Origin of the sequence: Sediminibacterium sp. KACHI17 (assembly GCF_040362915.1) — a bacterium.
Taxonomy (GTDB): Bacteria; Bacteroidota; Bacteroidia; order Chitinophagales; family Chitinophagaceae; genus Sediminibacterium.
The window spans coordinates 479,245-491,878 of the sequence record NZ_AP029612.1; the positions used below are offsets into that span (position 1 = coordinate 479,245).

The window sequence follows — 12,634 nt, forward strand, 5'->3', positions numbered from 1 at the left end:
GAATGAGAAAACTATTCTTCTCAGGGATCGCTATCGCTTCTGCGGCCCTGATGACCACATGGGTATCTTCGAATGAAGATAACAGTCTTTGGTCCTTCTCTTCTTTTTTAGGAGATTCTACTAAAAAAGATACACCAGTGTATACAACTTTTAAAGACTTGCCATTAAAGCCATCCAGAGAAATCAGCTTTAATACTAAAGAAGGCACTTGGATCAGTGTGGATGTAAGTCCGGATGGTAACACGATCGCCTTTGATCTCATGGGAGATATCTATACCATGCCGATCACTGGGGGTAAAGCAACACCTGTAACCAAAGGCTTTGCTTATGAAACTCATCCGCGTTTTAGTCCGGATGGTAAAAAATTATTGTTTACAAGTGATAGAAGTGGTAGCGATAATATTTGGATCCTGGATATGCAAAAGCAGGATACCATACAACTCACCAAAACCCGAGTAGATGATTATGTGAATGCTGTATGGACGCCTGATGGTAATTATGTGATTGCCAGCAGGGGCAGACGCTTGCCACGTTTATGGATGTTTCATGCAGACGGAGGTGGTGGAATTCAGTTGAATGATGTTCCAGGTGGACTGAAGACCATCGATCCATTTGTTAGTCCTGATGGGAAGACCGTTTATTATAGTCAGCGTAACGGATCATGGAATTACAATGCGTTATTGCCGCAATATCAAATCGGAACATATGATCGTGATAAGGGACTAACAAATACCATAACCACTCGTTATGGTTCTGCTTTTACACCTACAGTAAGTAAAGATGGACAATGGATGGTGTATGGTTCACGCTATAATGATAAAACAGGGTTGGTGATCCGTAACCTGAAAAATGGTGATGAAAGATGGTTAGCGTATCCTGTACAGCGTGATGAACAAGAAAGTATTGCGCCTCAAGGGGTATTGCCAGGTATGGCGTTCACACCGGATAGTAAACAACTGATCGCCAGCTATGGTGGTAAGATTTGGAAAATACCTGTGAATGGAGATCCTGCAACCGAAATCCCAATGGATGTAGATGTTAAACTGGAATTAGGACCTCGTTTATATTTCAATTACGATATCAAGGACACTACACATGCATTGGCATCCCAAATTCGTGATGCAGTACCAAGTCCTGATGGAAAAAAATTAGCATTCACTGTATTGAATCGATTGTATGTGATGGATTACCCGAATGGAACTCCCGTGCGCGTTACCAATCACAATTTCACAGAAGCAATGCCGGCCTGGAGTCCAGATGGCAGACAAATCGTCTTTGCTACATGGGAAGAAAAAGAGGGTGGACATTTGTATAAAGTAACTGTGGGCTCTAATCAGGTGACTAAATTAACTTCAGAAGCAGCATTTTATATGCAACCTGCATGGAGTTACAATCAACGCATTGCGTTTTTCCGTGGTCCTAAACGATTATTCAAAGACGCGGAAGATCCATTCTTTGATGGCGCAGAAGGAGAGATCGTTTGGATGAATGAAAACGGTGGTGATATCAAAGTGGTGGATTTAGCGAGAAACAGAGGTAATATCCATTTTACAAAAGATACAGAAAGAATATTCCTGAATGCAGGAGGTGGTTCCTTGATCTCTATTCGTTGGGATGGTACAGATCCTAAAACGCATGTACGGATCACCGGTATCACTACTTTCGGATCAGTGCTTGATGGACATGGAGATGCACATAAAGAGCCGGTATCAAATGGTAAAGAATATGTGATGGGTAGATATATGTCTGTATCCAATCCTTTGAATCATTGTATGCTACCGGAATCTTCTGATTCCAGAGAACCGCAGAATATGCCTTCTGCTGCAGGAATCATTCTTATGGCTCCTGTTGGTAATCAGGCATTGGCACAGGTGAACAATAATGTGTACGTGGTGACCATTCCTGAAACAGGTAAAACACCAAATATCAATGTGGCAGAACCAGCTGCTAGTATTTTCCCGGCCAGACAATTGACAGAGATCGGTGGAGAATTCCCTGCATGGGAAGGTGATGGAAAGAAAGTACACTGGAGTTTGGGTAATGGACATTGGGTATATGATACAGAGCGTGCAAAAGCAGTGGAAGATTCAGTGAAAGATGCAAAGAAAGCAGAAGCGAAAAGAGCTGCTGATAGTATTAAAGCATTGACAGCTGCCGGACCAGAAGCAAAGAAGTTAGCAGATTCTCTGGCAAAGAAAAAAGCAACCGATCTGGCTGCTGCATTAAAAGCAGATCCCGCAAAAGCAAAACAGGATAGCTTAGACAAAGCTGAACTCAAGAAGAAAGAGAAGTATAGTCCAGCAGAAGTTCAGGTGAAAGTATATTATGAGAAGGACATGCCTGCAGGAACTATTTTGTTGCGTAATGCGAGGATTGTGACCATGAAAGGTGATGAAGTGATAGAGCGTGGAGATATCCTGATCGTGAATAACAGGATCAAGCAAGTGGGTAAAGGTTTATCAGCACCTGCTGGTGCGAAAGTGGTTGATTGTTCTGGAAAGACGATCACGCCAGGGTTTATTGATACGCATTCTCACATGTGGCCATTCTGGGGGCTGCATAAAAATACAGTGTGGATCTATGCAGCAAACCTCGCTTATGGTGTTACTACCACAAGAGATCCACAAACAGCAACCACGGATGTGTTGACTTATGGTGATATGGTAGAAGCAGGAACGATTCCGGGTCCGAGAATTTATAGTACTGGTCCGGGAGTTGGTTATTGGATGTATAACCTCCGTGATTTGGATCAAACGAAAAAAGTATTGGAGCAGTATAGCAAATACTACAAAACACAATACATCAAAATGTACCTCACAGGTGTTCGCCAGGCTCGTCAGTGGATCATCATGGCTGCTAAAGAGCAAAAATTGATGCCTACTACTGAAGGTGGATTGGATTACAAACTCAATATGACACACTTGTTGGATGGCTATCCTGGTGTAGAGCATGCGATTCCTATATTTCCACTTTATAAAGATGTGACCAAGACTATTGCAGAAAGTAAAATGGCTCACACGCCAACATTGCTGGTAGCATACGGTGGTCCTTGGGCTGAGAATTATTATTATACCAATGAAAGTCCATTAAAGGATCCTAAGCTGAATCGCTTTACTCCGTATGAGGAACTCAATACAAAAGCGAGAAGAAGAACCGGTGGTAATGGTGGATGGTTTACACCAGAAGACCATGTATTCCAGAAACATGCACAGGGCAGCAATAGTTTAGTTCAACAAGGTGGCTTGGTTGGCGTAGGTAGCCATGGTCAGTTACAAGGGCTCGGTTATCATTGGGAGTTATGGAGTGTAGCGAGTGGTGGTATGAGTCCGCTGAACGCTTTAAAAACTGCAACTATTCTAGGCGCAACTGCTTTAGGATTGGATAAGGATTTAGGAAGTATTGAATCGGGTAAATTGGCGGATCTGATAATTATGGATGCGAATCCATTACAAAATATCAGAAATACCAAATCTATTCGCTACGTCATTAAAAACGGACGTATGTACGATGGCAATACATTGGATGAAGTTTATCCAACTACCAGAAAGCTGGATATTAGTTCTTGGACCAAAGAGGCACCGAAAGTAACTACAGCAGTGAAAGAGTAGGTCTCATGGTTTCAGCTATCTGATATACATAAAAAGAGTGGCGAACAATTGATTTTGTTCGCCACTCTTTTTTAAAATCGACCTGCATATTATTTGTAAATGATCAGCATTTCTACTTCTCTCATTTTTTTCTCGGCCTTTAATCCCAATTTAGCAATGGCTTGTTTAAAACTATTGGCATCTTCAGCATCAAATTCGAAATCAAGATCAAATTCTCCTTTGATCATCGTTTCGTTGACAACCGGCATTTTGATGATGCCAAATTGTTCGAAGTGATTTAGTAAATCATCAATGGGTACATTTTTTTTGTGGTATGTAGTTGCGCGGATAACATTAGGTTGACCAGCACTTGCATTTGCTTGCCCTTGTGTTTTACTTCTAAAAGGTTCCATTAATGAGGAATCTGTAGTTGTGAAAACCAAACATTCTACTTGTCTTTTTTCTACTCTTGCCAGATATGGTAGGTTCAGTTTCTTTAGTTGTTCCTGAATATAATGGCTCATTTCGTTTTCCTTTCCTTTCGGTACGATCACATCTAAGCAAAATTGCTCGCTGGTATTGATCGCAAACATATCCTTATCAACACCCTCATAAATCATTCTTGGTATGGCTTTGTTGTATACGTTTCGATAAATAAGGTCTAACGAATTATTGATCATTGTTAATCTACGTCCATACCAGGGATTGGTAGGAGTGTAACGTTTGGTGATAGGAAATCCGCCGGGTATCTTAGGTTGGATGTCAAAACTAAAATCGTTGAACCCTTCAGGCTTCGGAAAATAATCTTTCAGAAAGTCAAATGAACTATATGCGTCTTTTTTTTCTTTAACAGTAACTGTTTGTTCCTTTAATAATTGCTCTATAATATTCTCTGTTATTTCGGAAGGAGAGGTATTGGCTACCAATTTTCCTTTTTGATCGATCAGTACTGAATGTGGAATTGAATAATGCGGGAAATAGGTCTGGAAACTCTGATTGGGATCAGAAAGAAACCATAAGTTGCTTGGCTTATTTTTTATAAAACGCTCTAGTCTTTCCGGTGCTTCATCACTTACTGCAATTACTTGTAGTTGATCAGGATATTTTTTCTGAAGAGCGTCCAAATGGCTCATTGCAGGAATGCATGCCCCACACCAAGTTGCCCAGAACTCAAGAATCACAATTTTATTTTTCAAATCGTTCATTGAAGCTACAGGGTGAGGAGCATTCATCAATCCTTCAAACCGAAAAAAAGGAACCGACATTTTATTGGAAATTCCTTGTTGAATGGGGGTTGACTCACTATTGCTGCCTAGTCTGATGGCTTGTTGTGTACTGCCTGCGATTGATAACAAGAGTAATAAAATAAAAAAAACTGTCTTCATTTGATTAATTTTTAATCAAATGAAGACAGTTGCACTGTTAACGAATGTTAATAGTCTATAAAAGCTTATTTCCTAAGCATCAAAAGCAGACTCTGGGGTTTCAATGTATGTATTAGAATGAAGGATGAACACCTGTATAATTCGCAGGGGTTATTGATTTCAATTCTTTTTTCACAGCAGCACTCACTTTTAATGATTGTATGAATTGGTGTATTGCTTTTTTATCGATTTTATGATTGCCACGTGTCAGGTCTTTTAATGCTTCATAAGGGTTAGGATAGTTTTCTCGTCTGAGAATGGTTTGAATGGCTTCTGCAACAACTGCCCAATTATTTTCCAGATCTTCTTTGATCTTGGGTTCATTCAGTAATAACTTACCCAATCCTTTTTCGATCGATTTAAATGCAATGGCTACATGCGCTACCGGAGATCCAATATTTCTTAGTACAGTGGAATCGGTAAGGTCCCTTTGTAAACGACTGATGGGCAATTTTGCTGAAAGGTGTTCTAACAATGCATTGGCCATACCTAAATTGCCTTCTGCATTTTCAAAGTCAATAGGGTTCACTTTATGTGGCATGGCAGAAGAACCTACTTCACCTTTCTTTGTCTGTTGCTTAAAATAATCCATGCTGATATAAGTCCAGATATCACGGCACAGATCGATCAAGATATTATTGATGCGTTTGATGGCATCAAAATGAGCGGCCAAGCAATCATAATGTTCGATTTGAGTAGTGAATTGCATTCTTTGTAGGCCTAGTGTATTTTCAACAAACTCATTACCCAGTGCTACCCAATTCTTTTTGGGAAATGCAATATGGTGTGCATTAAAATTACCGGTTGCACCACCAAATTTGGCAGCATACGGGATGCTTGCAAACATTTCAATCTGATGATTGATACGCTCCACAAACACCATGATCTCTTTCCCTAAACGAGTTGGAGAAGCCGGCTGACCATGCGTACGAGCCAACATCGGTACCTCTTTCCATTTTACCGCCAGTTGGTACAAATGATTTTGAAGATTCACCAGTGCAGGTAAATATTCATGTTCCATGGCATGTTTCCAGCTCAGGGGAATAGAAGTATTATTGATATCTTGTGAAGTCAATCCAAAATGAATCCATTCTTTCAGATGAGAAATACCGGCTTTATCTAATTGCTCTTTGAGAAAATATTCAACAGCTTTCACATCATGATTGGTAACTGCTTCAATTTGCTTGATCTGTTGTGCATCATCAAAGCTGAACTGATCGGCTACTTTTTTCAGGTGCGCTTTAGCTTTGGCAGGCAGCTTAAAAAAGCGTTTATCTGCCAGAAAGAAGAAATATTCGATCTCCACCAAAACCCTGTATTTGATCAGCCCGAATTCAGAAAAATAATTGTCTAGGTGCTGTACTTGTTTACGATAACGGCCATCAATAGGGGTAACAGCGGTAAGGTGGTTGAGTTCCATTGGGGAAATTGAGGTTATTTATTGATTATTGGTTTTCTTTGCATGCAAATTTAGCTGAATTGGACAAGAGAATAAGGATTGGAGCCGTTAGTTATTTAAATACCCGTCCACTTATGTTGGGCGTGCGTAGATCGGGGTTAATGGACAAAGTAGCGGTTACCGAAGATTTTCCGGCGAATATTGCAGCTATGCTGCTGAATGATCAGATCGATGTTGGATTGGTTCCGGTAGCCATTATTCCTCGTTTACAAGAAGCGCATATTATTACCGATTATTGTATTGGTGCTGTTGGGGAAGTTGCATCTGTTGGCATTTTTAGTCAAGTGCCTATGGAGGAGATCGAAATACTCATCCTAGATTACCAGAGCAGAACATCCGTAAATCTCGCCCGCATCCTGTTACAGGCGTATTGGAAAAAAGAGGTCAAAATTGAGAAAGCAACTGCAGATTACCAGCATCGCATTCAGGGAACTACCGCTGCTGTTGTTATTGGAGATCGTGCATTGGCCCAACATCAACATTCAAAATATTATTACGACCTGAGTTTGGCATGGCAGCAGCATACGGGATTACCTTTTGTATTTGCAGCCTGGGTCTCTAATAAGGTGTTGGATGAGGATTTTATTGACGCATTCAATCGTGCAAACGCGTATGGTGTGTCGCACTTAGATGAGGTAGTAAAGGATATTGAATTTCCCCATTATGACCTTAAGAAATATTATGCTACCAATATCAGTTATCAGTTAGACGCACAAAAAAGAGCCGGATTGGAATTATTTCTGCAAAAATTAGCTGAACTTCCAGCACTATCTTAAGTGATCTTATATGAACGAGATCTCTGTCATTACCATCTGTTTCAATAACCTGTCAGATCTGCAAAAGACCTGCCAGTCAGTAGATGCCCAAACTCGTCCACCGGAAGAGCATTGGATCATCAATGGTTCTACAACAGAAGATATCGCTCAATGGCTGGAGCAGACACCTCAACCTGTCTACAGGAAATGGATCAACGAACGAGACAAAGGAATTGCGGATGCCTTCAATAAAGGGATCGATAAAGCAACGTGTCCCATCACTCATTTGCTTAATTCAGGTGATACTTATGCAGCAAATGATGTTGTAGAAGTGGTTCATGCATTCTTCCAGAAACATTTATCTGTTCAATGGATCAGCGGAAACATACAACTGACAAGGGGAGGAGAGAAAGTAATTGTAGGGAAGCCTTTTGAAAAAGACAAACTATATCGTGGTATGCGCAGTGTATCGCATCCTACTTGGTTTGTCAAAAAAGAAGTATATCATCGTACAGGTGGATACAGCGGTGATTATAAGATCGCAATGGACTATGATATGATGTGCCGACTGGCACATGAACCTTATCTGTATTTACCTAAGACCATTGCTATCTTCGATGATACGGGGATCAGCTCCTCGCAGTATATAAAATCATTGGAGGAGAATAAAAAAGTATATACCAAACATTTTGGTCCATCGCTGAAGTTGACAGTTTGGCAATGGCGTTTGAGATTATTGCATCAGTTGCTGCAAAGCAATTTTGGGCTATGGTTATTCCGCTTAAAAAAGAAACTTGGATTAGAGAATTGGTAGAACCTCATCTTCCGAAAAAAAGATCTGCCGCTTTGATCACTTTTGACACTGGAACGTTTGCATAAGGTTCTGCTATCACGAACTCATACTTACTTTTAACAAGATGCTCATCTGCTAAATCTTTTTCTATTGCATCAGGATAACAGGGGTAGAAATGCGCAGCCATTGTTGACGGATAAGGAGCGAATCTTTTATACTGCGACCCATTGAAGATCCCAATTACAGGACATCCCACAGCCGCTGCCAGATGCACAGATCCGGTGTCCACAGAGAGTAATAAAGATGCCTGATGTAATACCGACAACATTGCTGTCAATGAGGTTTTGCCTGTCAGATCCACAAATGGATATGTGTAGGCCTCACAAAAAGCATCGGTATATTTTTTATCGCCGGCTGCACCGCAAATCACCATCGTAAATCCTTGCGTTTTGAAAAGATGTGATGCCACAGCTATAAAATTGGCTGTTGGCCATATCCGACTTGCACTTCTTGAGCCGGGGAAAACGACCACATATTTTTGTGGTAATCCTTCAAATGTTTCGAGTAACGCTGGTGGTATACGGGTATCTTCTACTGCTGAAGGGATACCTGTTACGAATGAAGTAAACAGTTTGTTTCTAAAAAACTCAAATACCGGTCTTTCCGGATAGTCAAAAAGACGAGTATATAAATGTTTGTCATATCCCTTTTCATACGATCGTATACTTTCCGTATTAGCCACCATTCCGATACGTTGCTTTGCAGCAGCAGCTTTTACAATACTGTCATCATATCTTTTATCCCTTGAAAAGGTCGGATTGATGACAGTATCATACCCCTGTCGATAGATCATCCTCAGAAAACGAAATCTGTAGCCTAATTCTTTTTTGAATTTTGTTTTATCGATCCAGAATGATTTTTGGACCGTGTCAGCATCAAATCTTTCAAATAACTGCTTCCAGCTTTTGTTGCCACAAAAATGGATTTCATGATCACGATACAATCCGGCAGCTGTGATCTCATTCAAAAAATTACGCCATAGCATATAATCGCCGATCTCGTCTACCCGTATAATAAGTAGTTTCTTTTGCGCAGACTTCTGCCGAAAGCCAATCCTGGCGAGAAGTCCGATAATGTCGTATATGATTCCTTTAATACGGTTCAATGAATGAGTTGAATGATTCTTACAAATGTACACTTTGAAAGGATGATTTGATATAGACTCACTCCAAGCAATTTTTTGCCACAGATTCACAGATTAAGCAGTTGCATTTACCTATTTTTACCGCAATAAAATAGTGTTATATGGGCTTCTTAGGGGATCTCAAGAATCGTTTGTACACCAAACTTCGCAGAACATTGAATCTGGAGCAGCTAGATGCCCGTCAAGCAAGGATGCACAGTATCCAAATCGAGCAGTTTCTTGAAGAGAACCTCTATCGTAATCCCCGTTACCAGCAACCGGACAAATTGAATCGTTTTGAGTTTCAGGCATTCTCTCAGATGGGTGATGATGGTATAATCGAAGAGATATTTCGACGTATTGGCACTACCAATCAATATTTCATTGAATTTGGTGTAGAAGACGGGACTGAAACCAATACAACTTATTTACTCTATAAGGGATGGAAAGGATTATGGATGGATGGCAGTGCTTCACATATTGCAGCTATCCATGATAATTGTCCTAAAGCCATAGCACGTGGCGATCTGAAAGCCATACAAGCATTCATTACAGCGGAAAACATTGAAACACTTTTCGATAAAGCAGGTGTGCCAACAGAACCGGATCTTTTATCGATCGATATTGATAGGAACGATTATCATGTTTGGAAAGCGATCCATAAGTACAGACCCCGGGTGGTGATCGTTGAATACAACGCCATTTTCAGACCCGGTTGTGAATTTGTGATTGATTATGATGCAAGTGCTATGTGGGACGGTTCAGGCAATACCGGTGCAAGTTTGGAATCATTCTGTAAGCTGGCGAATGAAAAAGGATATAAACTTGTTGCATGCTGTTTCGCAGGCGTAAATGCCTATTTTGTGCGAGAAGATGTGATCGGTGATCATTTTGTTGGGCCTTTCACAGCAGCCAATTTTTATGAACCTCCTCGTTACAATCTATACCACAAGACCGGACATCCAAGAAAATTAAGTCTCTAAGAACGCAGTTGATTTTCTGATTCGATAAACTGATTAGCCAAATCTTTATCGTCTTCATGGAACAAACAAACATCATAGTAGGCAATACAGCTATCGCCCTCTTTTGCATAACGATGAAGGTCTTCCAATATATTCACTTGGTCAATAGGAACAGTTAGGAGATAGCGGCCTTTATTATCAAACAGGATCACATTTTTGTATCCCACTTCACCCAATGTCAATAAAGTAGATAATCCTTCTTCTCCAATGGCCTGCATGTTGGTGGTATTGTATTCAAAATAGATCACAGGTCTTTTTTCCCGGATCAATTTTGCAGAACCTCTGATAATGATGGTATCAAATCCTTCACAGTCGATCTTCAATAATTTCAGGGTACGGTTCAACAGGTGTTCTTCGCCTAAAACTTCATCCAGAGTTTTAAAATGTACAACCTCTCCCTGGTCTTCATTAGGGATCAGTGTGGTGTTCCAACCTGTTTTCTCCATTGCAACACGCTTACTTTCGATTTTTTCACCTAAAAATGTTTTGATCAGGGTGACATTTTTGAGTGACATGGTATTTTTCTTCAGGAACTCAAAAGCAAAATCATCGCCTTCAATACCAATCACAGGAAGTTCAATGGCAGATTTAATAATGGCTATCGTATCACCCACATTGGCACCTATGTCTAATACAGAGAGAGAGGGATATTTATTGGCAATACAGGCGGATAATCGCCCCAATTGTCTGTTGGCTCCCGGATCATATTTATAAGTACTGATCTGAGGGTTGTTGCCGGGCATTTCCAAAATATAATTACCTACGAGAACCTTTTTGATCTTTTTCTTTTTCTTCTCGCTGTGGACATTTACTTTGATAACATCGTATCCGAAAACATTCAATATCGATCTGATCAGTTTACGCATAGCTGGTACTTTATAATGACTTTGCCTCCGGCAATATTACTATCTGTTAAGGAGATCTGATACAATCTTTTCAAATTGGGGTTGGTAACAGAAATCATAGGCATTTGAACCTTCGGGTACCACGTTCGGACATTGATGATACACTTCCAGAATTCTGGGTGCTTTCACGGCTTCTGCCAGAGCAAAAGGGAAAGATTGATTACCGATGAATAATTTACATCCTGCAATGATCGAAGCAAGCTCGGCAAAATCTGATACCTGCTGATATTGCAGTTGCGGAATTTCTTTTTTCATCGTTTCATATTCTTCCTGAACCCCTACGAAAAAGAGATTGGTATACTTTGAAAGAAATGAATAAGAGATATCCGGTGAGTGGTACCGGCTGCTTCTGGCGATCACTATTTTATCTGAGAAACGAGTATCAGGAGTCACATGCAACCAGGGTTTCCCAAGATCTGCTGTTACAGCGAATGTCAGGAAATACCATCTGGTTATGCTATACATCCTGTAATCAAATGGAAAGGATCTAAATGCAGTGAGATCATAATGTATGGGCTCGCCATTCCAGGCTGCAAAATGAACGATCTCCGGTTGTTGTTGCATCAGCGGAGCAAATAATTCAACGCTCTTTTCTGTCAACATTACATTGCCATTCGGATGACGCATTTGTTTGGTAAAATCACGATTGGGTTGATGCAGTTCAAAGAATAAACGGATCTTTTTATTCCCGGCAAGCGCTTTCATGGCAGGTATAGAATAGATCACATCACCTGCATGTCCCGTATGTTTAAAGTGAACCGTATCACCTGTTATAGGGATCAACGGATGCAATACCTGTGGAACTGCTGCCAATCCATTTCTAAAGCTCTTTTCTTTTTGGCGATGGTTAAAACTGAGCTTCCAGTCTGTCCATATTTTCTTTAAGAATGACATCAGTTCTATTAAAGTTTGGTCACTTTCAAAACGATCACAACATTATAATCGATCTCGCAATTACTGCTGAAAAGGATCTCATAACTGATCCCGGAAATTTCATTCATTCTTTCCAGCATCAGATCATAGCCCATATTTGCGTGGATATGATAAGGGTTCATCGGTATCCCCATTTCTTTACAGTAGACTTCATATTTAGGCTGATCAGGGAACACCAAAATGAGATTACCTCCAGATTTCAGAATGCGGATAAATTTTCTCAATGCGTCACCCGTATCGGTAAAATCCTCGATCAGATGACTGGTGTATACATAATCATAAGTATTATCCGGAACCGGTATCTCATTATTGATAACATCTACACCAATATCTACTTTATCTTTTCCTGTATGCGTATAAGGTTGTGGGAAATCAATTCCATCACAATTTGTCTTCATGATCTTATCGCCTCCAAATCCAATATCACAGCCTTTACCGTTGCAATAAGGAAGTACCCAATGTCTTACTTTGGATGTTTCAGAAGGGGAGATGAATTGTATTCCGAACCAACGACTAAGGGTTCCTTTTATTTTTCTTTCGAGTATGGTTGCAAGGCTCATGTCTAAATGTATA

At 40.3% G+C, this 12,634-nt stretch carries 10 protein-coding genes; 4 read left to right on the forward strand and 6 right to left on the reverse strand.

Going from position 1 to position 12,634, the window contains the following annotated elements; genetic code table 11:
• Nucleotides 1-2 precede the first annotated feature (2 nt).
• Nucleotides 3-3,608 (forward strand): amidohydrolase family protein, encoded by a 3,606-nt coding sequence (locus ABXG83_RS01995; protein WP_353549826.1) that lies wholly within the window; start codon nt 3-5, stop codon nt 3,606-3,608.
• An 89-nt stretch (nt 3,609-3,697) separates the two neighbouring features.
• On the opposite strand, the gene ABXG83_RS02000 is transcribed toward ABXG83_RS01995, so the two are convergent.
• Together ABXG83_RS02000 and purB are read right to left on the reverse strand one after the other, a co-directional pair.
• Nucleotides 3,698-4,972 carry a TlpA family protein disulfide reductase gene (locus ABXG83_RS02000; protein ID WP_353549827.1) on the reverse strand — a complete coding sequence of 425 codons (1,275 nt, stop codon included), beginning with the start codon at nt 4,970-4,972 and terminating at the stop codon, nt 3,698-3,700.
• Between the two features lie 112 nt (nt 4,973-5,084).
• Nucleotides 5,085-6,431 (reverse strand): adenylosuccinate lyase, encoded by a 1,347-nt coding sequence (gene purB / locus ABXG83_RS02005; protein WP_353549828.1) that lies wholly within the window; start codon nt 6,429-6,431, stop codon nt 5,085-5,087.
• 59 nt (nt 6,432-6,490) lie between these two features.
• On the opposite strand from purB, the gene ABXG83_RS02010 reads away from it, so the two are divergent.
• Together ABXG83_RS02010 and ABXG83_RS02015 are read left to right on the forward strand one after the other, a co-directional pair.
• Nucleotides 6,491-7,246: a menaquinone biosynthesis protein gene (locus ABXG83_RS02010; protein ID WP_353549829.1), complete on the forward strand. Its 756-nt coding sequence runs from the start codon at nt 6,491-6,493 to the stop codon at nt 7,244-7,246.
• A gap of 10 nt (nt 7,247-7,256) precedes the next feature.
• Nucleotides 7,257-8,039 carry a glycosyltransferase gene (locus tag ABXG83_RS02015; protein WP_353549830.1) on the forward strand — a complete coding sequence of 261 codons (783 nt, stop codon included), beginning with the start codon at nt 7,257-7,259 and terminating at the stop codon, nt 8,037-8,039.
• A 4-nt stretch (nt 8,040-8,043) separates the two neighbouring features.
• On the opposite strand, the gene ABXG83_RS02020 is transcribed toward ABXG83_RS02015, so the two are convergent.
• Nucleotides 8,044-9,183, reverse strand: coding sequence for a glycosyltransferase family 9 protein (locus ABXG83_RS02020; RefSeq protein ID WP_353549831.1), 1,140 nt, complete (start codon nt 9,181-9,183; stop codon nt 8,044-8,046).
• Between the two features lie 140 nt (nt 9,184-9,323).
• On the opposite strand from ABXG83_RS02020, the gene ABXG83_RS02025 reads away from it, so the two are divergent.
• Nucleotides 9,324-10,184 carry a hypothetical protein gene (locus tag ABXG83_RS02025; RefSeq protein ID WP_353549832.1) on the forward strand — a complete coding sequence of 287 codons (861 nt, stop codon included), beginning with the start codon at nt 9,324-9,326 and terminating at the stop codon, nt 10,182-10,184.
• Here ABXG83_RS02025 and ABXG83_RS02030 read toward each other — a convergent pair.
• The 3 genes from ABXG83_RS02030 to ABXG83_RS02040 are packed head-to-tail and all read right to left on the reverse strand — an operon-like array spanning nt 10,181 to nt 12,621.
• Nucleotides 10,181-11,089, reverse strand: coding sequence for an FkbM family methyltransferase (locus tag ABXG83_RS02030; RefSeq protein WP_353549833.1), 909 nt, complete (start codon nt 11,087-11,089; stop codon nt 10,181-10,183). The two genes, ABXG83_RS02025 and ABXG83_RS02030, sit on opposite strands and share 4 nt — an antisense overlap.
• A 39-nt stretch (nt 11,090-11,128) precedes the next feature.
• Nucleotides 11,129-12,022, reverse strand: a complete 894-nt coding sequence (locus ABXG83_RS02035) for a hypothetical protein (protein ID WP_353549834.1) — start codon at nt 12,020-12,022, stop codon at nt 11,129-11,131.
• Between the two features lie 8 nt (nt 12,023-12,030).
• Entirely contained in the window at nt 12,031-12,621 is a 591-nt protein-coding gene (locus ABXG83_RS02040; RefSeq protein ID WP_353549835.1) for a methyltransferase domain-containing protein, read from the reverse strand.
• Between the last annotated feature and the right edge of the window lie 13 nt (nt 12,622-12,634).